The organism is Streptomyces sp. NPDC004051, from assembly GCF_053604275.1.
Window position 1 is genome coordinate 14,261 of record NZ_JBSGHG010000051.1, and the last position, 21,090, is coordinate 35,350.

Annotated in this window: 16 protein-coding genes; 11 read left to right on the forward strand and 5 right to left on the reverse strand. The window is 73.6% G+C overall.

The genetic code is table 11. The features are described 5' to 3' along the window. The first annotated feature begins 122 nt into the window (after positions 1 to 122). Entirely contained in the window at positions 123 to 752 is a 630-nt protein-coding gene (locus tag ACWEQO_RS32115) for a hypothetical protein (protein WP_452986146.1), read from the forward strand. 186 nt (positions 753 to 938) lie between these two features. On the opposite strand, the gene ACWEQO_RS32120 is transcribed toward ACWEQO_RS32115, so the two are convergent. Both ACWEQO_RS32120 and ACWEQO_RS32125 read right to left on the reverse strand, forming a co-directional pair. Then, on the reverse strand, positions 939 to 3,839 hold the full coding sequence (locus ACWEQO_RS32120; RefSeq protein WP_452986147.1) for a poly(A) polymerase: 2,901 nt from the start codon (positions 3,837 to 3,839) through the stop codon (positions 939 to 941). Next, positions 3,839 to 5,578, reverse strand: a complete 1,740-nt coding sequence (locus tag ACWEQO_RS32125; RefSeq protein WP_452986148.1) for an RNA ligase family protein — start codon at positions 5,576 to 5,578, stop codon at positions 3,839 to 3,841. Before ACWEQO_RS32125 ends, ACWEQO_RS32120 begins: the two co-directional genes overlap by 1 nt. Before the next feature lie 267 nt (positions 5,579 to 5,845). Between ACWEQO_RS32125 and ACWEQO_RS32130 the strand changes: the two genes are divergently transcribed. From ACWEQO_RS32130 to ACWEQO_RS32155, 6 genes are all read left to right on the forward strand, one after another. Then, the gene (locus ACWEQO_RS32130; RefSeq protein ID WP_361460770.1) at positions 5,846 to 7,102 is read left to right on the forward strand and encodes a GAF domain-containing protein; all 1,257 of its coding nucleotides are present in this window, start codon (positions 5,846 to 5,848) and stop codon (positions 7,100 to 7,102) included. A 123-nt stretch (positions 7,103 to 7,225) separates the two neighbouring features. After that, a complete protein-coding gene (exaC, locus tag ACWEQO_RS32135; RefSeq protein ID WP_361460768.1) occupies positions 7,226 to 8,749 on the forward strand; it encodes an acetaldehyde dehydrogenase ExaC in 1,524 nt (507 codons plus the stop codon). Between the two features lie 151 nt (positions 8,750 to 8,900). After that, the gene (locus ACWEQO_RS32140) at positions 8,901 to 9,743 is read left to right on the forward strand and encodes a phosphotransferase (RefSeq protein WP_452986149.1); all 843 of its coding nucleotides are present in this window, start codon (positions 8,901 to 8,903) and stop codon (positions 9,741 to 9,743) included. Positions 9,744 to 9,959: 216 nt separating this feature from the next. After that, the gene (locus ACWEQO_RS32145) at positions 9,960 to 10,244 is read left to right on the forward strand and encodes a hypothetical protein (RefSeq protein ID WP_361460764.1); all 285 of its coding nucleotides are present in this window, start codon (positions 9,960 to 9,962) and stop codon (positions 10,242 to 10,244) included. Positions 10,245 to 10,768: 524 nt separating this feature from the next. After that, positions 10,769 to 12,103: a S8 family peptidase gene (locus ACWEQO_RS32150; protein WP_452986150.1), complete on the forward strand. Its 1,335-nt coding sequence runs from the start codon at positions 10,769 to 10,771 to the stop codon at positions 12,101 to 12,103. Beyond that, complete coding sequence (locus tag ACWEQO_RS32155) at positions 12,100 to 12,348, forward strand: hypothetical protein (RefSeq protein ID WP_361460761.1); 249 nt, start codon at positions 12,100 to 12,102, stop codon at positions 12,346 to 12,348. The genes ACWEQO_RS32150 and ACWEQO_RS32155 overlap by 4 nt, the downstream gene beginning before the upstream one ends. Positions 12,349 to 12,405: 57 nt before the next feature. Here the strand turns inward: ACWEQO_RS32155 and ACWEQO_RS32160 are convergent, their stop codons facing one another. After that, on the reverse strand, positions 12,406 to 14,151 hold the full coding sequence (locus ACWEQO_RS32160) for a VanW family protein (protein ID WP_452986151.1): 1,746 nt from the start codon (positions 14,149 to 14,151) through the stop codon (positions 12,406 to 12,408). A gap of 249 nt (positions 14,152 to 14,400) precedes the next feature. Further along, a complete protein-coding gene (locus ACWEQO_RS32165) occupies positions 14,401 to 15,333 on the reverse strand; it encodes a hypothetical protein (RefSeq protein WP_452986152.1) in 933 nt (310 codons plus the stop codon). A 1,009-nt stretch (positions 15,334 to 16,342) separates the two neighbouring features. On the opposite strand from ACWEQO_RS32165, the gene ACWEQO_RS32170 reads away from it, so the two are divergent. Together ACWEQO_RS32170 and ACWEQO_RS32175 are read left to right on the forward strand one after the other, a co-directional pair. Then, positions 16,343 to 17,710 (forward strand): rhodanese-like domain-containing protein, encoded by a 1,368-nt coding sequence (locus tag ACWEQO_RS32170; RefSeq protein WP_452986153.1) that lies wholly within the window; start codon positions 16,343 to 16,345, stop codon positions 17,708 to 17,710. A 248-nt stretch (positions 17,711 to 17,958) separates the two neighbouring features. Continuing rightward, positions 17,959 to 18,708, forward strand: a complete 750-nt coding sequence (locus ACWEQO_RS32175) for a sulfite exporter TauE/SafE family protein (protein WP_361460754.1) — start codon at positions 17,959 to 17,961, stop codon at positions 18,706 to 18,708. Between the two features lie 30 nt (positions 18,709 to 18,738). On the opposite strand, the gene ACWEQO_RS32180 is transcribed toward ACWEQO_RS32175, so the two are convergent. Then, positions 18,739 to 19,026 carry a metal-sensitive transcriptional regulator gene (locus ACWEQO_RS32180; protein ID WP_361460752.1) on the reverse strand — a complete coding sequence of 96 codons (288 nt, stop codon included), beginning with the start codon at positions 19,024 to 19,026 and terminating at the stop codon, positions 18,739 to 18,741. Between the two features lie 83 nt (positions 19,027 to 19,109). On the opposite strand from ACWEQO_RS32180, the gene ACWEQO_RS32185 reads away from it, so the two are divergent. Then, positions 19,110 to 19,700 (forward strand): rhodanese-like domain-containing protein, encoded by a 591-nt coding sequence (locus ACWEQO_RS32185; RefSeq protein WP_361460750.1) that lies wholly within the window; start codon positions 19,110 to 19,112, stop codon positions 19,698 to 19,700. Positions 19,701 to 19,882: 182 nt separating this feature from the next. After that, complete coding sequence (locus ACWEQO_RS32190) at positions 19,883 to 20,953, forward strand: zinc-dependent alcohol dehydrogenase family protein (RefSeq protein WP_361460748.1); 1,071 nt, start codon at positions 19,883 to 19,885, stop codon at positions 20,951 to 20,953. Positions 20,954 to 21,090: the final 137 nt, after the last annotated feature.

Below are 21,090 nucleotides of genomic sequence, written 5' to 3' on the forward strand. Positions count from 1 at the left end.
ACCGTCGGAGCAGGTCCTCGTGCCCGGTGGCGGGAACCGTTCGGCCGAACGGCTCGTCACTGATCAGGACCGCCGCTCGAATCGGCGGGGCGCCATGAACGAAGCGACAACGGGGGGTTTTCATGAAGCGTGGCTCTGTGGCGAGAACGGGCCTGACGGCCGTGGCGGTGGTGGCGATGCTGGCGGTCAGCGGCTGCCGGGAGGACTACACGGGCCTCCCCGACCCCGACGCTCCCCCGAGCGGTCAGGTCTCCCGGTCCGCGTCGCCGACGCCTTCGGCGGAGCAGAGCGGTCCGCGCACCCTGGTGGACGCGCCCCGAGCGGGCGGCCTGGACAAGCTGACGGGAGACAGGGCCCTGACGGACGCCCCGGTCGACCCGGGCGAGATGCGGGACGGCATGACGCTGGTCATCGGCAACTACGGGGACCCGGGCGGGCAGGGCGCGCCGGTGCTGTTCGAGGGCGTCGACCACGTGCCCGAGGACACCGGCAAGCGCCGTGAGCACCTGTTCCGGGGCATGATCGAGTACATCCGGTGGGACCCGGAGCTGGGGCAGCCCCAGGCGCAGCCGGTGGAGCCCGGGCCGCTCGGCGGCTCGGTGGAGTGCCTGCTCGCCTCGCTGAGCGAGCAGGGCAACGTCATCTGCGGGTGGGCCGACGAGGGCACGGCGGCCGTCGCGCTCTTCGAGGACAGCACGCTCGCCGATGCGGGAAAGCTCTTCGTCGAGATGCGCGGGGACCTGGAGCGCTGACCGACCGGAGAGCGGGAACGAGGCCGCAGGCCCGGTCGGCGGGCCGGAGACCCGGTCCCGGGAACCGCCGGAGTTCCCGGGACCGTGGGACCGCGTCGGGACGTACCGGCGCTCCACGGCCTCGTCGACGCCCCGGCCGGGGCCGGCACCCGCGGGGTCCGGCCCGGGGTGAAATTCCTCGCCGCGTCACCCTTCCGGCCGGCGCAGGGTCGGTACGGCCCCGCACTCCGCCCACGTGACGTCGACCCCGCGCAGGCCTCCGCCCCACTCTTCGGAGATGTCCGTGAGCCGGGCGGCGTCGGGCGGGGTGCGGCCGAGGCCGATCGCGTACCGTGCGACCGCCGGCCCGGTCTCGAACGGGCGGGGCCAGGCGTACGCGTCCCCCGCTCCTGCCTCCTCCAGCGCGGTGAGCAGCGCCCGCAGACGCCCCCGGACGCGCCCCAGCGCCTCCTCGAACTCCCCGGCGGGGCCCGGGCGTACGGTCAGGATCGCCCAGGCCGCGTGCCGCCGGTGCAGGGAGGGCGGCGACAACAGCTCGGGCCAGGGGTCCGTGCCCGCATCCGCCGCCGTCTCCAGGATGGTCCAGGCGCGGTAGAACTCCTCGGTCAGCAGGTCCCGGAAGCAGGCGCTGACCTGTCCGGCGCAGTTGCGGACGGGATCGGTGGGCGTCATGAGGGCCACGGGCGTGCCCGGTCCCGGCCCGGTGGAGGTGAGGCCGACCGGGTCCCGCCAGTCCCAGGCGGCCCAGGTGCCGAAGAAGTGGCGGAGCGGGTCCACAGCGGCCGGGCCCGTGGCCTCGCACGTCGTACGGGCCGCCAGCACCGACCAGGCCAGGCCCGGCAGCCCACCGAAGGGCGCCGAGTCGAGGCCACGCGCCCCGGCCCACGCCTTCACCTGCCCGGCGAGCCGGGCGAAAGCGGCGTGGCGGTCGCCCACCGCGGCCCGTACGGCGTCCGCGTCGCTCACCGCACTCAGGGCGATCGCCGCCCCCTCGCCCAACTCGGCGCGACGGACCACCGCTTCGCCGGGGTCGAGCGTTCCGGTGGCGACGATGGCCAGGTCGACGTCCAGATCACCGGTGCGCAGCCGCAGGCCCGGCACCCGGGCTCCGGTCACCTGCCGCACCCGGGTGGCGTCCGGCAGCGCGGCGGTCACCCGTGCCCGCACGCCGTCCGGGTCGGCGCTGCCCGGCAGTGCCACGACCAGGTCCAGGTCCGCTCCGGCCAGGGCGCAGCCCATGCGGCGTGAGCCGACGAGGTGGACGACCCCGTCACCCAGCGCCGCGGAGACGCGCTGCGCCGTCCTGCGCGCCAGGGCGGACCGGGCCCCGCTCTCCGCGGCCGGCCCGGTGGCGGCGGGACCGGTGGCAGGGGGCCCGGTGGCGGCGGGACCGGTGGCAGCGGGTCCGGGGGTTTCGGGAAGCCACCGTACGTCGCCCGTTCCGAGGGCGATCGTGGCGCGTGGACGCATCGGTTCGCCACCCCGGCGGGAGAGCAGGACCAGCTCTCCCACGCGTGCCGGCATGCCGTCGAGCCGGGCGGCGCATGCGGCGGCGACGCGCTGCGGATCCCTCGTCCGGCCCAGGGTGAGGTGGGGGGTGAAGCCCTCGGCGCGCCCGCGGCAGCGCGGAAAGCGCTCCTCCAGAGCGCGGCGCAGCCCTGCCCACGGTGCTTCGCCGGCCGCCGCCGGATCGAGCCAGACGGTGGCGTCGTCCCGGTGCCCGAAGGTGTGCACCCCGTCCAGCCGGGCGGTGAAAGGCGCCGTGCCGGCCGCCGCTTCGGCCAGCAGTGGGGCGGCCCGCTCGAAGTCGGACTCCGGTACGAAACCGAAGAGCAGGTTGACGTGCGGCGGCCAGCGGTGGAACTGCGGATCGTGCTCCCGGCGGATGTCCTGGAGGACCGGCCACAGCTCCCGGGGCGGTATCCACGCCAGCGCGGTGCGGGCCGTCGGCCGGGCGTCGAGGACGTCCGTGGGCTCCGTACCGTCCAGTTGGAGGTCCGCCGCCACGCCGTAGTGGTCCGAGACGTAGAGCCCGTCCGTGGTGGGCGAGTCGCCCCGCAGGGAGGCCCCGGTCGCCCGCAGCCGTTCCGCGCGCAGGAAGATCCGGTCCAGCCGGGAGGCCCGGCCGGACAGCGAGGCCACCGCGGCCAGCGGATTGACGCCCGGGTCGAACGTGGGCGTCCGGTCGCCGGGCCCGTGGACCTCCGTCCAGGCGTCCCGCAGCCCGAGCGCGGCGGCCGGCCCGTCGCCGCCGTCGTTGAAGTCGCCGACCAGGATCAGATCGCCGTCCACGCCGCCGAGTCCCTCGGCGAGCCGGCCCAGTTCGGCCTGCCGCCGGGCCGGGCCGTCGGGGGAGTGGTCACTGCTCAGATGGGTCGTGGCCACCACCAGCGGACCGGAGCCGGTCTCCACGGTGATGGCGGTGACGGCCTTGTGCAGTCCGAGTTCGTGCCGCCCCGCCTCCCGCACGGGCAGCCTGCTGAGCAGCAGCAGCCCGCTGTCCTCGACGTCCTTCCCCGTCGGGTCGGTGCCCAGGGTGTAACCGGCGCGGACCCAGGGCGCCCGCAGCAGCAGGGCGAGCAGACCGGCTTCGACCTCCTGGAGCGCGATGACGTCCGCGTCGGCCTCCTCCAGGGCCGAGAGCAGCAGGGGGCGGCGCCGGGCGGTGTCGATGCGGTCGCTGTCGTACCGGTCCCACAGCGTGTTCCAGGTGAGGACGCGCAGGCTCCCCGCGCCCGGTACGGCCGCCCGGGGCGCGCCGTCCGCGGGCCGCCATCCCTCCGCCGGCTCCCACGTGTGGGGCGTCCCGGCGGTGAAGGAGGGCGCTCGCAGCAGGCGCGGGCTGCGCACCCGGCCGGCGTCCGACGCGTCGAGGCGGTCCACACCGGTGGTGCGGTCCCAGACCAGTTCGCCGTCCGCCTCGACGAACAGCACCCGGTGCCACGGGATGTCGCCCCCGGGCACGAAGGAGGGCAGCGGGACCCGCGCGGGGGCGGCCCCGCGCTGGGCGATCCCCAGCACGAACCGGGCCGGATCGAACCGCGGGTCCCAGCGGACCCGGTGATAGATCTCGTCGCTCGTACGCATCACGTCTCTCCTCCGTCCACGGTGCCGTCCAACGTGCCTGCGGTGTCGTCGACGGTTCCGCCCGCTCCGACGTACCAGGTGCGGTGGGCCTCAGCCGGGTAGGGCGGGGTGAACCGGTGCAGCTGTGAGGTGAGCGCCCCGGGCGGCACCGGGTGGGCACGCCCCTTGTTGCGCCGTGCCAATTCTTCCTCGTCGACCAGCACGACCACATGGGTGACCAGGGCGTCGCGGCGCCGTGCCACCCGGTGCACCAGGGAACGCTGCTGCGGGGTGAGGGACGTGGCGTCCCACACCACGGTCCCGCCGCCGGCCAGCGCCGAGTCGAGCCGGTCCAGCCCCTCCCGCAGGACCTCCCCGTTGGCCCGCTGGTCGGCCCGGGAGCCCCGGGCCCGGCGCAGATCGTCGAGGGAGACGTAGGAGTGGGCCCGGGGGAGACCCCCGGCGAAGGTGCTCTTCCCGCTGCCCGACGGCCCGACGAGATGGACCAGCCGGGGAAACGCCCCGGAACGCCACCGCCAGCTCGCCGCCACCGCCTCGTCGACGGTGGAGATCCGCCCCTGGGCGAACGCGTCCCGCGCCTGGGCCCAGCACCGGTCGGCGGCGGCGGAGCCGAGGCCGGCGAGCGCGTCCCGCAGCCCGGCCCGCAGCGCCTCCAGCGGCGATTCGCCGAGCAGCCCCGCCTCCTCGGCGTGCAACGCGGACCATTCGACCTGCTCGCGGGCCTCGGCGGTGTGCGCGACCGCCCCCGCGACCGCGTGCAGCACCCCCAGGTCGGCGGCGAGAGCGAAGCGTGCCAGGCCGGACCGGCGGTCGCCGTCCGGGTACGGACGCCGAAGCCTCGGGGACAGCCCGACCAGGTCCGCGACGCGGCGGGCGCCCGGCATGCCCAGCGGCCCCGCGAGGCGGGGTCCGAGCCACGCCCGGCGCGTGCCGTGGAACATCGCGGCCAGGACACCCTCCAGCCGTGCGTCCCCGGACCGGCCCAGCACGTCCAGTCCCGCGGACACCCCGGAGACGGCGGCCTCGGCGGCGGCCGGATCCTCCGGGACGACGCCCAGCGCGGCCGACAGGGACGGCACGTCGGCGGCCGCCCCCGAACGCACCGCCCACAGCGCGGCCTCCGGGCCCAGAACGTTCTCCACGACAGCGGCGTGCATCCAGTGCGTACCGGTGCGGACGTGCCCCTCGCGCACCCACTTGGCCACCCGCCGCCCGAACTCCTGCCGGTCGAACCCCTCGACGGTGCGTACGACGTACCCCTCCCGGCGCACGGTGTCCAACCGCAGTGCGCGCAGCGCACGCTCGTCGAAGACACCCCGCCACAGCACCCGCGGCGCCGGGACCCCCAGCCGCCGCAGGAACCGGACCGTCCGGTCCCAGTCCAGGCAGCGGTCGCCGCCGTCCCAGACGGAGAACCCGTAGAACCAACTCGCCAGGTCTCCGTACGCGATCGAGTGCCGCGCGAAGAGGTTCTCGCCGCACACCCGCCAGCCGGGCGGGATCCTCGTGCCGATCCGGCCCTGCAGGCTCTTCACCCACGCCCGCGAGGGATGGTGCGCGGAATCCGGCGACCGGGCGTGCAGCCCGTCGGCGTAGAGGGTGGTGTTCTCCCCGTCGAGTTTCTCGGTGACCACGACCTCGCGGCCGCGCAGCCCGGACAGGTCGCCGGCTCGTATGTCGTCCGACGTCGCCCCCGGCGACCACGGGAGATGAGGCGTACGGGGGTAGTGCACACGCATGATCCGTTTTTCGTGGTTCCGAGGTTCTGTGGTTCCGTGGTTCCGAGGTTTCGTGTTCTCGTGACGACGTCGGGTCCGGTCACTGTAGGAGCCCGGGGAGAACGGATCCACCGAATAACCGCCGACCGGTGGGACGGCCCCGTGCGGGCGGGTGACGTGCCGTCGGCTCTGTGTCTCCCGCCCTCCGGCCACCCCCGTCGAAACGGTTGTCGCCACGCATACCCCGGGCGACGATGTCCCCAGCGCATCGCCCTGCGGGAGGCCGTGTTGACCGATCCCTGGGTGGCCCTGGAGCCGGGGGCCGACCCTGCCGAGCGCGTACGCGTGCTGCACCGGGCGCACGAGACCTTCACCGCGGCCGGCGCGGTGCCGCCCCCGGTGCGCGGCGTGGTCGCCGACTCGTGGCGGCGCTCGGCACGCGCCGGGGTCCACCCGGACGGCACCGCCGACGTCGAACTGACGGACGGTGACCTCGGAGCCCGCCGCGCCGAGCACCCGCTGGCCCATGTGATGCCGCTCTTCCGGGAGTTGATGGGCACGTTCGCTTCCGACGGCCGGCATCTGCTGGCGGTGTGCGACGCGCACGGCAGACTGCTGTGGGTCGAGGGGCACACGTCGACGCTGCGCCAGGCGGGACGGATGAACTTCGTCCCCGGCGCGCGGTGGGCGGAGAGCGCGGTCGGGACGAACGCGCCGGGCACGGCGGTCGCCGTGGACCGCCCGGTCCAGGTGTTCGCGGCCGAGCACTTCGTGCGGCGCGTGCAGCCGTGGACGTGTGCGGCGGCCCCCGTGCACGATCCGCACACGGGGCGGCTGCTCGGTGCCGTGGACATCACCGGCGGGGACGGTCTCGCGCACCCGCACAGCCTGGGCTTCGTACAGGCCGTGGCACGCGCGGCGGAATCCCAGCTGGCGCTGCTCGCCCCGAAGCGCCCGGACAACGGCGCACCCGGACTGACGGCACTGGGCCGCGACCGGGCCGTGCTGACGGCGGGCGGCCGCAGTATCCGGCTCAGCCGCCGGCACAGCGAGATCCTCGTCCTGCTGACCCGGCGCCCCGACGGCCTGACCGGCGACGAACTGCTGTGCGACCTGTACGAGGACGAGTCGGTGACACCGGTGACGCTGCGCGCGGAGCTCGCCCGGCTGCGTCAGGTGCTCGGCCCGGGACTGCTCCGGTCGCGCCCCTACCGGCTCACGGCCCCCCTGGAGTCGGACATCGCCGCCGTCGAACGCCGACTGGCGGCCGGCGCGGTCACCACCGCCCTGGCCGCCTACCCGGGCCCACTGCTGCCCGCCTCCCGGGCGCCGGCGGTCGTACGGCTCAGGCGCCGCCTCGCCGACGGCCTGCGCGCGGCGCTGATCGCCCGCTCGGACGCCGACCTGCTGGCCGACTGGGCCCACGCGCCGTGGGGCGAGGAGGACCTGGACGTGTGGCGGGCACTGGCCACGGCCCGGCCGACGGCATCGAACCGGGCCCGGCTGGCCTCACTCGAATCGGAGTTGGCGGCCCCGGACGGCTGATCCCGCCCCGAGGACCGGTGGCACCGCCGCCCGCCCGCAACGTGGATGCAACGTCCGCCTCCTTACGCTCCGGCGCAGAGCTGCCCGACGGCGGGCAGCGCTGCCGAAGGAGGCCAGTTCCGCATGACCCGTTACGCGGCACCCGGAAGCAAGGACGCGATCGTCTCCTACCAGTCCCGCTACGACCACTTCATCGGCGGGGAGTACGTACCTCCGGTCAGGGGGCGGTACTTCGAGAACCCGAGCCCGGTGAACGGGCAGCCGTTCACCGAGGTGGCGCGCGGTACGGCGGAGGACGTCGAGGCGGCACTCGACGCGGCCCACGCGGCCGCGCCCGGCTGGGGGCGTCGGCCGGCGGCCGAGCGGTCCGACATCCTGCTGAAGATCGCCGACCGCATGGAGGCCGCCCTGGAGTCACTCGCGGTCGCGGAGAGCTGGGAGAACGGCAAACCCGTACGGGAGACCCTGGCGGCCGACATCCCGCTGGCCATCGACCACTTCCGCTACTTCGCCGGCGCCGTGCGCGCCCAGGAGGGATCGCTCAGCGAGGTCGACGACGACACGGTCGCCTACCACTTCCACGAGCCGCTGGGCGTCGTCGCCCAGATCATCCCGTGGAACTTCCCCATTCTGATGGCGACGTGGAAGCTCGCGCCCGCCCTCGCCGCGGGCAACGCGGTCGTCCTCAAGCCCGCCGAACAGACGCCGGTCTCCATCCACTACTGGCTGAGCCTCGTCTCCGACCTGCTGCCGCCGGGCGTGCTGAACATCGTCAACGGCTTCGGCCCGGAGGCCGGAAAGCCGCTCGCCTCCAGTCCGCGGGTGGCGAAGATCGCCTTCACCGGCGAGACGTCCACCGGGCGGCTGATCATGCAGTACGCGGCCGAGAACCTGAAGCCGGTCACGCTGGAACTGGGCGGCAAGTCGCCGAACATCTTCTTCGACGACGTGTGGGAGAAGGACGACGAACTGCGCGACAAGGCCCTCGAAGGGTTCACGATGTTCGCGCTGAACCAGGGCGAGGTGTGCACCTGTCCCTCCCGAGGGCTGATCCAGCGCGGCAACTACCCCGACTTCCTGGCCGCGGCCGTCGCCCGCACCGAGCTGATCAGGCCCGGACATCCGCTCGACACCGACACGATGATCGGCGCGCAGGCGTCCAGCGAGCAGCTGGCCAAGATCCTCTCCTACATCGACATCGGCCGGCAGGAGGGCGCAAGGATCCTCACGGGCGGCGAACGCGCCGAGTACGACGGCGACCTGAAGGGCGGCTACTACGTGAGGCCGACCATCTTCGAGGGCGACAACCGGATGCGCGTCTTCCAGGAGGAGATCTTCGGCCCCGTGGTCTCGGTGGCCTCGTTCGACGACTTCGACGACGCGATCAAGATCGCCAACGACACGTCGTACGGCCTGGGCGCGGGCGTGTGGACCCGCGACGTCAACACGGCCTACCGCGCCGGCCGCGCCATCCAGGCGGGCCGCGTCTGGACCAACTGCTACCACGCCTACCCCGCGCACGCGGCGTTCGGCGGCTACAAGCAGTCCGGGATCGGCCGGGAGACGCACAAGATGATGCTGGACCACTACCAGCAGACGAAGAACCTCCTCGTGTCGTATTCGCCGAAGAAGCTCGGCTTCTTCTAGCCGCGGCAGAAGGGCGCCCGAACCCGGCCGAAGCCCGGCGGGCGCCCTTCACGACCCGTCAGGCGGTCCACGAAGCCCGGTCACGGCCGATGATGTGCTCGAACCACTCTCGACCCGAGGCCTTCACGCACCCCGAAGTCAGGAGAACGGTATGGAGCCGTCGGAACTCCGTCGCGCAGTCGAGGCAGGACGGGCGACCGCTTCGGAGGCAGGGCTCCGGGTGGACGACGCGGTCGTCGTCAACAACTCGGACCGCGTCGCGCTGCGCCTGGTCCCGTGCGGTGTTCTGGCCCGGGTCGCGCCTCTGGGACATCTGGCTGATTCCGAGTTCGAAGTGGAGGTCGCCCGCCGGCCGGCCGACGTCGACGCTCCGGTGGCCGAGCTCGAGCCTCGGGTGGAACCGCGAGCCCATGTGCGTGATGCCTTCGCCATCTCGCTCTGGACCTACTACGGACCTGCGGAACCAGAGATCGCGCCGGCCGACTACGCGGACGCGCTCCTGCGGCACCATGCCGCCCTGCGCCGGGTCGAGCTGGACGCACCGCATGTCACCGATCGAGTCGCCGTGGCACTCGGAGAGGTGAACGACCGGGAGGAATCCCCCGAGCTGCCCGAGTCCGACCGGGAACTCCTCAGCGGCACACTCGGTGGACTGAGCGCCGCGATCAGTGCCGAGAAGGGCGGCGACCAGCTGTTGCACGGCGAGCCGCATCCGGGAAACCTCCTCAACATGAGAAAGGGGCCGCTTTTCGTGGACCTCGCCACGTGCTGCCGTGGGCCGGTCGAGTTCGATCTCGCCCATGCGCCCGAGGAAGTGGGAAAGCACTGCACGGGAGCCGATCACGGTCTGATTCACCGGTGCCGCGCCCTGGGCTGGGCGATGTTCTCGGCCTGGCGCTGGCGCCGGGACGACCACATGCCCGACCGGGACCGCTGGAGAGCGGAGGGGTTCCACCGGGTTCGTGCCGCACTCGATCGCTGCGGACCGGTCTGAACCCGCGACAGGGGGACTGCCGGGCCCACGGACGAGTGGGGCCGGATGACCGGGGGCCATGAGGGAAGGGCCGTGTGTCCGGACCGGAAACCGCCGTTCGGGTCACCCGGGGAAGCCCTTCGGGTGACGGTCGGACGCCCCGTGGGCAGGGCAGCTGTCGCAGGGGTAGCAGGTCTCGGCAGAGGACGAACCCAGAACCATGCGAGGAGCTCGGCGATGTACGCAGCGGTCCGGCGGTACGAAGGGGTGACCGATCCGGCGGAGGCGGGACGCCTCGTGAACGAGGGCTTCGTGCCGCTCATGCGCCAGGTCTCCGGCTTCGTGGCCTACTACTGGGTCGATGCCGGGGACGGAGTGATGGTCTCGACCAGTGTCTTCCAGGACCGGGCCGGCGCCGAGGAGTCGATCTCGAGGGCGGCGGACTTCGTGCGGGACCACCTCGCGTCCCTGCTCCCCCACCCTCCCCAGGTCATGGCCGGAGAGGTGCTGGCTTCCGCATAGCGGTGTTCGGACCGGCTGGAGACGGCGGCCCGGCGGCCACCCTCGAGCGTGCCACCGGCGGTCGACCGCCGCCACGCGGTCGACCGCCGCCACGCGGTCGCCCGCCGCACCTGGCTGCGCCCGTTGTGCGCGGCCGTCCCTCCGATGGGCGTACGGGGGGCATGGAACCCGAATCACCGTCTTCGGGTATTTCCATGGTCGTGTGAACCACCGGCCACCGTGGTGCCCCCACCCGATGACCCCGCTCTTCGCCCTGTCAGCGGCTTCACCCCGCCGTCAGGACAACAGGCAAGCCGTCGCCGTGGATTGGAAAGCCCCACGGCCGACGGCGCTGTGTTGCGGTCCTCCGTACCCGGTGCGACGGTGCTCGGAGGGGAATGCCGACGGCCCGGCAAGGGACAGCCTTGCGGGCGACGGCATCACGCGTCGGTACACGGCTGAGCCGCGCCCCACCGCCCTCGGCACCCCGTGCATCGGCGCGCGTCCACGAACCGGGGGGAAGCGCACAGAAAGCAGGAAACCCAATGGCGAACGGACCCATGGACAGGCGCGCCTTCGGCGAGCAGCCCTTTCGACCCAACGGCCCCGTAGGAGGCCAGGGCACGGAGTACACCGGTCGGTACGTGGTCCTGCTCGACCCGAGTAACCAGGAGAGCGGAATCAACGCACTGCGTTCCTCCGCCGACATCGCGTCCGTCGAACGCGTCCGGGGCCCCGAGGCCGCGAACGTCGCCGAACTCCTCGAACGCCCCGACGTCTCGGTGCACTTCGAGGACATCGCCGCCGCCGTCGTCGAGGTACGGCCCGAGCAGCGCCACGCGCTGGTGACCACGGCCGAGGCGGAGCCGTCGATCATCGCGGCGGAGCCGGAGCGCATGGTGTACGCCCTGCCGATCACCGCCCCGCAGCAGGCGCCGACCGAGTTCTTCCCGGCCTACCGCAGCGACGAGGACGTGGTCACCCGCCACACCAGGACCGAAATCGCCGCCGCCCAGGGCCCGGCCTCGGACGAGCAGAGCTTCACCTGGGGCCTGCAGGCGATCCGGGCCAACCTGACCAACCTGACCGGACGCGGTGTGAAGGTCGCCGTCCTCGACACCGGCGTGGACATCGCCCACCCGGACCTGGTCCGGTGTGTCGAGGACACGATGTCCTTCGTGGTCGGCGAGGCGGTCGAGGACGGTCATGGCCATGGCACCCACTGCATCGGCACTGTCGCCGGACCGAAAAACCCCCAGCAGGCACCCCGCTACGGCGTGGCCCCCGAGGCCCGGATCCTCGCCGGGAAGGTCCTCAGCAACCAGGGCAGCGGTGCCGACGGCCAGATCCTGGCAGGCATGGCCTGGGCCATCGCCCGGGGCGCGCGGGTGATCTCCATGTCGCTCGGCGCACCGGTCCGACCGGGTGAACTGTTCCCGCAGACGTACGAGATCCTGGCCCAGCGCGCACTCGAGCGCGGGACGGTGATCGTCGCCGCCGCGGGCAATGACAGCAACCGGCCCCCGAGCATCCGGCCGGTCAGCCGACCCGCCAACTGCCCCTCCATCCTCGCGGTGGCCGCGCTCGACAAGTCGATCACGCCGTCGTTCTTCTCCAACGGCGGAATCAACGACCAGGGCGGTGAGATCAACATCGCTGCGCCCGGCAGGGACGTGCGCTCGGCCGCTCCGGGCGGCGGGTATCAGACCATGAGCGGCACGAGCATGGCCACGCCGCACGTGGCGGGCGTCCTCGCCCTGCTCGCCGAGGCGAACCCCAACGCTTCCGCGGCCGATCTCATGGCGGGCCTGAAGTCCGGCGCGTTCCCGCTGACGCAGCCCGTCCGGGACGTCGGCGCGGGCCTGCTCCAGGCCCCGTGAGCGAGTCGCCCCGGTCCGCGCCGGTCGGGGTCGTCCTCGCGGTCGACCCCGACCGGTTCGCGGAAGTCGTCGAGGCCCTGCGGCGGGCCGGGCTGACGGTCACGGGCGAGCAACCGGCCCTCGGCACGCTCTCCGGCACCGTCGCGGAGGACCGGATCCCGGCCCTGGAGGCGGTGGACGGCGTCGCATCCGTCGATCGGGAGCGCACCGTCCAGCTTCCCCCGCCCGACTCCCCGCTCCAGTGACGTTCTCAAAACGGCCGCTGAGCGGGGTCGCGCCGGGCGGGGCGACGGGGTGTCCCCTCAGGGCCGGCGCCCGCTCGGCGCCTCCGCGCAGGTGACCTCGTCACGTGGGGTGTAGTGCGTGTGGAACGGCTCCCGCCTCACTTCCCGGCCGTCGTCGCGGAAGATCCGCTCCACGGTGACGTCGAAGCCCTCGAGCGGGGTCTGCGGCACGCACTTCTCGGCGGTGCTCACCTTCTTCGCCGGCTGCCGCACGTTGGTGCGCGGCCCCTTGACCGACGTGATCTCGTCGTACTTCTTCGTACCGAGGAAGCTGACGGTCACCGAGGTGTCGGTGGACTCGGCCTGGATGTAGAGGGCCTTGCCGGAGTCATTGGCGAACCTCAGGTCGAGGCTGCCCCAGGCAACCGTCGCCTCCCGGCCCTCGGGGTAGCGCTCGATGTAGAAGGAGTGGGCGCCGTACTCGACGGGCTTGACCCCGGCGAAGAACATCGCGTTGAAGACGGTCGTGGCCACGGCGGAGACCCCGCCGCCGGCCGCTTCGACGTACCGGTCGTCGAGGATCATGATGCCGTCGACGAAGCCGTTGGCCCGGGTGCGCTCGCCGACGGTCCGGTTGAAGCTCCAGGTCTCGCCCGGCATGACGACGGAGCCGTCGATGAGTTCCGCGGCCCGGCCGATGTTCGTCGTGCGGTAGGCGGCCGGCTCGAAGGTGACGGTGAAGGAGGACATCTTCTCCGTCAGTCCCAGGCGTGCCGCGCTCTCGCGGGTGATCTCCGGCTGGATCTGCTCCGTGGCCACCTCGCCGGTGCGGGCGGCGCCCGACTCGGTGAGCAGGGGCAGGACGGCCTTGCCCAGGGCCTTGTCGGTGACCTTCACGGCGGGGCGGGCCTCGGCGGTCACCACGACCTTCTCGCCCTCGAGCCCCAGCCGGGCGTTCCGGGGCGTGCCGGGGAGGCCGTTCAGGGCGCCGGCCACCGCGGGGGCGGCGCGCAGGCCCTTGCTGTCGAGCTCCGGTGTGAGCCTGCCGGTGTCGTCCGGCCGCATCGTCAGGTGCTCGCCCAGCACGGCCGGGGTGAGCGTGAACCGCTTGTCGCCCGCGGTGAGCGTGACCGGTGCCGACATGGCCGGCTGCGCGAACTCGCGCACAGCCCGCCGTACCTCCTCCGCGGTGACCTCAGGTCTGGTCTCGCGTGCGGGCAGCACCGTGACCGAGTCCGCCGTGCCGTGCAGGAAGGGGGCGCGCAGGGCACCGGTCGCGGCGTCCACGTCCAGTGCGTACCCGGTGCGCGGGGCGACCTGCTCGACACGGCCGTCGTCGAAGGAGACGGCGCCGTCGCGGGCCTGCTGGTCGAGCGTCTTCGCCAGCTTCCCGAGAGCGGTACGGGCCTTGTCCTCGTCGATCCGCACGACCGGCTCGATGTCACCGCCGCTCGAGCGGAACAGCCCGCCGATCACGCTGACCGGATCGGCGCCGGTGGACGCCGCCCGGTCGAGGGTCTCCCGGATGCCGAAGGTGATCCCCGCCTGCCGCGGATCGATCGTGCCCTTGCGGTCGCCGACCTGCACCGCCAGCTGCCGCGAGCCGTCCGCCGCCAGGTGCCGCTCCAGCTTCCGGGTGGCTTCCTCGCGGGTCAGGCCCCCGATGTCCAGGCCGCGCACCGTGGTCCCCGCCTCGATCTCACCGCCGGTGAGCAGCAGCGCGGCGAGATACAGGCCGCCGATGCCGACGGTCAGCGCGCCGCCCGCCAGGGCGACGGGCTGGAGCGGGGCTTTGCGGGGGGAGGGGGGTATTCGGGGGTGCATGGGTCTCCTGGGCGATCGATGCAGCGTACACCCAATGTTGCGGCGTTGTGAGCAAACAGTCGATCAAGCTATGAACAACCGGACACCAAAGGGTATATCCCGGTTCGCTCAGGGCTTCCCGGCCGGATGTCCGCTCGTCGACGTCCTCGATCCCGGCGACGGCTCCGCGGGTGAAGCTGTCGCCGGTGTCCACCGCGGGGTGTCGAGGGTCGCGCGGCCGTCCCGGGGCGCACCCGCGAGCCGGACGCGTCACAGCAGTCCGCTCAGCGGCAGGACCCGCTCGGTGAGCTGTCCGCTCAGCCGTCCTCCGCCGGTGTCGGCCTCGGCGAGCCAGTCGGCGGCGAGCAGCAGTTCGACGTGCCCGGTGACCTCCTCGGGCGGCAGGGCGCAGAACGCGGCGACCCTGTCCAGGGGCAGTCCGCCCTCCTCGGCGTGTCCGAGGCGGCCGTCCGGGCGGGTGTGGGCGGCGCTGTACAGGGCGAGGAGCCGGGTGGCGGCGCCCAGCTTCTTCTTGCGGACCTTCCGGTCGCCCACGGCTTTCTGGGCCCAGCCGGAGATCTTCGAGCGGGTGGTCTTGCCGAAGGCGAACGGGCGGGGCTGTTCGGGCAGCAGGGTGGGGACGGTGACCGCGGTGGGGTTCTCGGGCCGGGAGGCCAGCACCTCGGGGACGGTGACGGTGCCGGGCAGGCGCAGCCAGTCGGCGGCGACCAGCTGTTCCAGCACTCGCTCGGCACCGCCCTGCAGCCAGGCGGTGAGATCCTGTCCGGTGACGTTCCCGGTGCCTGCGCGCGCGGCCCGCAGGGTGAGCAGAAGCACCGCGAGGCGCACCTCGGCCTCGGGGTGCGGGGCGTGGTCCTGGACGTAGCCCAGCACGGTGCGGGCGTGCACCGCCTGTTGCCGGGTCAGCAGCCGTTCCACCGCCGGGCCGCCGGCGGACCCGCCGACCCGGTTCTCGTGCATCTCGAGGGTGGTCTGCGCCGCCTTGCGGGCCCGGTGCGCCTCGTGGCGCAGGGTTCCGTCGCCGGTGACATCGGCCCACAGGGCGAACGCGCGGGCCTTGCGCTCGTGGAGTTCGGCAAGGACGACGAGGTCGGGATCGGCGCGCTGCTGATAGGCGCGGAACGCGTCGCCGAGCTCGATGAGTTCCAGACGCAGTACATCGGGTTGAAGGTCGTGCGGCACGGTCCGCTGAGCGATCTTCCCCCACCGCTTCGCCCGCCGGGGTACTTCCCTCGGTGAGGGGGGGCGAGCCCCGGGCGCCACGGCGGGTCCGGCCGCCGGGGGGGAAGCGTCGGCGGAAGCAGGAGCCGGCGCAGGAGCAGGAGGGGGCGGGGGGGAGGGGAACACGGGGGAGGCGGCGTGGTCGGAGAACAGTGCCGCCCCATTGCCGCCCATCGGTTCCCGGCCCGTCTCCGGCTTTCCCGCCCCGCCCCGTCCCGCTTCGGTCGGTGCCGGTGCGGGACGAGGCGGCGGAGCGGTGTCCAGGACGCGGCAGTCGGGGATGGCGGCCGCGCAGCGCACGCACGTTTCCGCGATGCGCCACAGCCGTCCGGCACGGTTCGCGTGCACCATCAGGACCACCGGGCCCCCGCATCGCACCGCCCCCTCCGTCGGTCGCGCCCCGTCACGCCTGCTGGTGGGGACGTCGGAGGTGTGCCACGCGCAGTCGGCGGCGCGGCAACCGCACCATGCCCCGCCGCGCGGCCCGCCGTCCGCCCGGATGCGGGCCAGGTGCATGTTGACGTGTTCGACCGCGGCCTTGCGCCCCGCGGGGGTGCTGGGAAAGTGCTGGTCGGGGCAGGCCGGGCGGGAGCAGGAGAGCCGGACCGTGCCGGCGGAGGGGCGGCCGTGGGGATCCAGGCGCACCGCCCACACCCTCCCCGTGACGCGCTCCTGCTGCGTATCGGCTTCCACCGTCATGTGCGTACTCCCAGCGTCGCCTGATCCGTTGTCCCGGGCGGTCCCCATCATCGGGGAAACCGGCCGACCAGTCGCTGCGAAACGGAAATTTCACCCCGTCGTGCCCTCTCCGCACCGCGGGCCGTGCCCTCTGTCCCGCGCCGACCGTGCGTGGGGTGCTCGTGCGGCGTGTGCGCAGGCTCCCCCCCTCCCGGAAATACCCCCGGGGGTACCTGTGTTACCGTCGATGACATACCCCCGGGGGTAATTCTTCATCGAAAGGGAGTGCCGCATGTTCTTCATCGACACGATCGAGGTGCAAGGGCTCGGCAACCGCGGTTATCTGGCGGGAGGCGAGCGGACGGCGGTGGCGGTCGACCCGCCGCGCGACGTCGACCGGGTGATCGCGGCGGCCGTGCGGCGCGGAGTGCGGATCTCGCACGTCGTCGAGACGCACCTGCACAACGACTACGTCACCGGGGGCCTGGAGCTGGCCCGGATCACGGGCGCCGCCTATCTCGTGCCCGCCGGGGCCCGGGTGGCCTTCGCGCGGGTGCCGGTGCACGACGGCGACCGCGCGGACGTCGACGCCGGCGCCGGTCTGGCCCTGCGCGCCCTGGCCACGCCCGGCCACACCCCGCACCACACCTCCTACGTGCTGGAGGAGAACGGCGCGGCGCGCGCGGTCTTCACCGGCGGCTCGCTGCTGATCGGTACCGTCGGGCGCCCGGACCTCGTGGAGCCGCGCCTGACCGAGCACCTGGCCCGGGCGCAGCACGCCTCCGCGCGCCGGCTCGCCGCCGAGCTGCCCGAGGAGACGGTGGTGCTCCCCACGCACGGTTTCGGCAGCTTCTGCTCGTCCGCCCAGGCGGAGGGCGACAGCACGACGATCGGCGGGGAGAAGGCGTCCAACGCGGCACTCACCCGGGACGTGGACACCTTCGTCGCCGACCTGCTGGCCGGTCTGGACGACATCCCCGCCTACTACACGCACATGGGACCGGTCAACGCCACGGGCCCCGCGCCCGTCGACCTGACCCGGCCCGCCCTCGCCGGCGCCGAGGAGATCGCCGCCCGGCTGGCGGCGGGGGAGTGGGTGGTGGACCTGCGCAACCGCGTGGCCTTCGCCGAGGGACACGTCTCCGGCTCGTTCAACTTCGAGGCCGAAGGGCAGCTCGCCACCTATCTGGCCTGGCTGATCCCCTGGGGCAAGCCCGTCACCCTGCTCGCCGAGTCGTCCGAGCAGCTCGCCGCGGCCCAGCGCGAGCTGGCCCGGGTGGGCATCGACCGCCCGGCCGCCGCGGCCACCGGGGGACCGGCCGACTGGATGCGCGAGGGCGAGGAGCCGGCCTCCTTCCCGCGGGCGACCTTCGCCGACCTCGCCGGCCGGCACCCCGCGGAGGGGGTCGTCGTCCTGGATGTCCGGCGTGCTGCGGAGCGGGCGGGCGGACACGTCCGGGGCTCGGTGCACATTCCGCTCCACACCCTGCACAGGCGCCTCGACGAGGTCCCCGAGGGCGAGGTGTGGGTGCACTGCGCGGGCGGCATGCGTGCGGCCGTCGCGGCCTCCCTGCTGGATGCCGCGGGGCGTGACGTCGTCGCCGTGGACGACTCCTTCGACGCGGCCGGGCGGGCCGGACTCACCCTCCGCGAGGGCTGACGGCAGCCGACGACCGCCGACGGCACGGACGCCGCAGCGGGCCGGGCCGGCCCCTCGCGCCGGCCCGGGAGACACAGGAGCAGGGAAATCGACATGAACATCTTCCGGCGCGGCCGCAGTGGCCCGGACCGCGTGACCGTGCGGCAGGCGGAGCGCGCTCCCCGGGCCCACGATCGCCGGGCCCACGATCCCCGGGCCGCGGCGTGGCCGCCGGTGACGGACCCGCACGGCGCGAACGGTGCCCGCACATGAGCGTTCTCGTCCTCGCCCTGACGGCCGGGGCCGTGATCGGCCTGGCACTCGGAGCGCTCGGAGGCGGCGGCAGCGTGCTGGCCGTCCCGGCCCTGATCTACCTGCTCGGCTTCACCCCGGTCGAGGCCACCACCGCGAGTCTGGTCATCGTCGCGTTCACCTCGGCCGCCGCACTGCCCGCGCACGCCCGTGACGGCCGGGTGCGGTGGTGGACGGGGACGCTGTTCGCGGCGGCCGGCATCGGCCCGGCGATGCTGGGCGGTGCGCTCGCCGGCCGCCTCCCGGAGGCGGCGCTGACGGCGGCGTTCGCCGTGGTGGCGGCAGCCGCCGCACTGCGCATGCTGCGGGCCCGGCCGCTCGCGGACACCGTGGCGCCGGTCCGGCCGGGCCGCGCGGCGGCGGCCGGCGCCGGGCTCGGCGCCGTCACCGGCGTGCTCGGTGTCGGGGGCGGCTTCCTCGCGGTGCCGGCGCTGGTGGGCGTGCTCGGCCTGCGCATGCGTGAGGCGGTGGGCACCAGCCTGCTGGTCATCACCGTCAACTCCCTGGCCGCGCTGGCGATGCGCGCCGGCACGCTCGACACGTTGGACTGGGCGGTCGTCGGCCCCTTCGCCGGAGCGGCGGTCCTCGGCGCGTGGGACGGGAAGCGGCTGGCCGCGAAGGTCTCCGGCGGCACACTCCAGCGGATCTTCGCCGTGGTGCTGTCGGCCGTGGCCGCCCTCATGCTGCTCGACGCGGTGACGACGTGACGCGCCGCGGCCCGCCCCCCCGGCGATTCCCTACGCCAGGGACAGGAACAGCTTCTCCAGCCGGGCGCGCATCTGCGCGGTGTCCTCCCCGTTCTCGCGACCGGACTCCATGTCCACCACGCACTGCTGCAGACCCGTCGCGATGATCGCGAAGCCGGCCCGGTCGAGCGCGCGGGAGGCCGCGGCGAGCTGCATGACGACCTCCTCGCAGTCGCGCCCCTCCTCGATCATCCGGATCACCCCGGAGATCTGGCCCTGCGCCCGGCGCAGCCGGTTCAGCACGGCCTTCAGATCCGCACCCTCGAGCTCCAGTTCCACGACCACTCCTCGAAAAAAATACCCCTAGGGGTACTGTACGTCCCGGTTCGGGACCACGTCGACCACCAAGGATCACACCTGACATGCACAGCCCCCTCACCCCGGTCACCCTCGACACCGACCAGGCCCGCGCCCGCCTCGGCGAACTCACCGTCATCGACGTGCGCACGCCCGCCGAGTACGCCTCCGGTCATCTGCCCGGCGCCCTGAACATCCCCCTCGACCACGTCCGGCGCGCCCTGCCCGAGATCCGGCACGCCGCCGAACGGGGAGACGTGCTTCTCGTGTGCGCCTCCGGGGCCCGCTCCGGCAACGCCTGCACACTGCTGACCGAACAGGGCGTCCCCGCCGCCACGCTCGCCGGAGGCACCAACGCCTGGGCCGCCGAGGGCCACGACCTGCACCACCCCGCCGTCTGCGCCACCACCCCGGCCGGCTGGAGTATGGAACGCCAGGTCCGTTTCACGGCCGGCGCCCTGGTGCTCCTCGGCCTCCTGCTCGGCCTGCTCGTGCATCCGGCGTTCCAGCTCCTCTCGGCCGGTGTCGCGGGCGGACTGGTCTTCTCCGCGCTCACCGACACCTGCGGCATGGCGGTCGTGCTGGCCAAACTGCCCCACAACCGCCCCCGCACGGCCGACCTCGACGCCGCCCTCGCCGCCCTGCGCGGCCGCTGATCCCCGCGGGACCCGCCGGGCCGGCCGTCCCCCGAGGGCCGACCGGCCCAAGCGGATGTCCCGGTCGTCGAACAGACTGGAGGTGCGGGACCCGGGCCGTGCGCCGGTGCTCGGCGCACACCTCGCCGACGGCGCGCCCCCGGGTTCCCCGCCCACCGGCGAGCAAGAGAGCGAGGGTCGTCATGAAGGGCTACGTCTTCCACGGTCCCGGACAGGCTTCCTGGGAGGAGGTCCCGGACCCCGGCATCAAGGAACCCACCGACGCGATCGTCCGGGTCGACGCCGTGACCGTCTGCGGAACGGACCTGCACATCCTCAAGGGGGACGTGCCCGAGGTGCGGCCCGGCACCGTGCTGGGGCACGAGGCGGTCGGTGAGATCGTCGAGGTGGGAAGCGACGTGCGCACAATGCGCCCCGGGGACCGGGTGCTGGTCTCCTGCATCAGCGCCTGCGGACGGTGCCGGTACTGCCGCGAGAGCATGTACAGCCAGTGCCGGGGCGGCGGGGGCTGGATCCTCGGGCACCTGATCGACGGAACCCAGGCGGAGTACGTCCGTGTGCCGTACGCCGACCTGTCCGTACACCCGCTGCCCGGAGCCCTGGCCGGGCAGGACGCCGTGCTGCTGGCCGACATCTTCCCCACCGCCTACGAGGTGGGCGTGCTCAACGGAAGGGTGCGGCCCGGGGACACCGTCGTGGTCGTCGGGGCCGGCCCCATCGGGCTGGCGGCCATCGCCACCGCCCGGCTCTTCGCCCCCGAGAGGATCGTCGCGATCGACCTGGCCGCCTCCCGGCTCGAGGCCGCCAGGGGCCTCGGCGCCGACGCCGTGGCCGACGCGGGGGAAGCCCCCGAGCAGTTGGTCGACGACCTCACGGACGGACTCGGCGCGGACGTCGTCATCGAGGCGGTCGGTGTGCCGGAGACCTTCGACATGTGCACGCGCATGGTCCGGCCCGGCGGGCACGTGGCCAACGTCGGTGTGCACGGCAAGCCCGTGACCCTGCACCTGGAAGACCTGTGGATCAAGAACGTGACCATCACCACGGGCCTGGTCGACACCCGCTCCACGCCGACGCTGCTGCGGATGGCGTCCGCCGGCAGGCTCCCGACCTCGCAACTGGTCACCCACACCTTCTCCCTGGACCAGATGGAGGAGGCCTACGAGGTTTTCGGCAACGCCGCCGAGACCGGCGCCCTCAAGGTCGTGCTCGGCGAGCCACGGCATGACGTCGTCGCCACGCGGACGACCTGACAGGACCTGACAGAACCTCACAGTCGACAGGTCGAGACCCGTCCGGTCGTGCCCGGCCGGGCCTGTCGGCGACGATCCGACGCGCCCGCTCCGGACCCCGGTGCCCAGGCGCCCGGGTGGCCGTGGTGCCTGTGCCG

Excerpts from the sequence above, each read along its gene's own strand:
- ACWEQO_RS32115 (WP_452986146.1), top strand. The coding sequence starts at position 123 with ATGAAGCGTGGCTCTGTGGCGAGAACGGGCCTGACGGCCGTGGCGGTG.
- ACWEQO_RS32120 (WP_452986147.1), bottom strand. The coding sequence starts at position 3,839 with ATGCGTACGAGCGACGAGATCTATCACCGGGTCCGCTGGGACCCGCGG.
- ACWEQO_RS32125 (WP_452986148.1), bottom strand. The coding sequence starts at position 5,578 with ATGCGTGTGCACTACCCCCGTACGCCTCATCTCCCGTGGTCGCCGGGG.
- exaC (WP_361460768.1), top strand. The coding sequence starts at position 7,226 with ATGACCCGTTACGCGGCACCCGGAAGCAAGGACGCGATCGTCTCCTAC.
- ACWEQO_RS32140 (WP_452986149.1), top strand. The coding sequence starts at position 8,901 with ATGGAGCCGTCGGAACTCCGTCGCGCAGTCGAGGCAGGACGGGCGACC.
- ACWEQO_RS32145 (WP_361460764.1), top strand. The coding sequence starts at position 9,960 with ATGTACGCAGCGGTCCGGCGGTACGAAGGGGTGACCGATCCGGCGGAG.
- ACWEQO_RS32150 (WP_452986150.1), top strand. The coding sequence starts at position 10,769 with ATGGCGAACGGACCCATGGACAGGCGCGCCTTCGGCGAGCAGCCCTTT.
- ACWEQO_RS32160 (WP_452986151.1), bottom strand. The coding sequence starts at position 14,151 with ATGCACCCCCGAATACCCCCCTCCCCCCGCAAAGCCCCGCTCCAGCCC.
- ACWEQO_RS32170 (WP_452986153.1), top strand. The coding sequence starts at position 16,343 with ATGTTCTTCATCGACACGATCGAGGTGCAAGGGCTCGGCAACCGCGGT.
- ACWEQO_RS32175 (WP_361460754.1), top strand. The coding sequence starts at position 17,959 with ATGAGCGTTCTCGTCCTCGCCCTGACGGCCGGGGCCGTGATCGGCCTG.
- ACWEQO_RS32185 (WP_361460750.1), top strand. The coding sequence starts at position 19,110 with ATGCACAGCCCCCTCACCCCGGTCACCCTCGACACCGACCAGGCCCGC.
- ACWEQO_RS32190 (WP_361460748.1), top strand. The coding sequence starts at position 19,883 with ATGAAGGGCTACGTCTTCCACGGTCCCGGACAGGCTTCCTGGGAGGAG.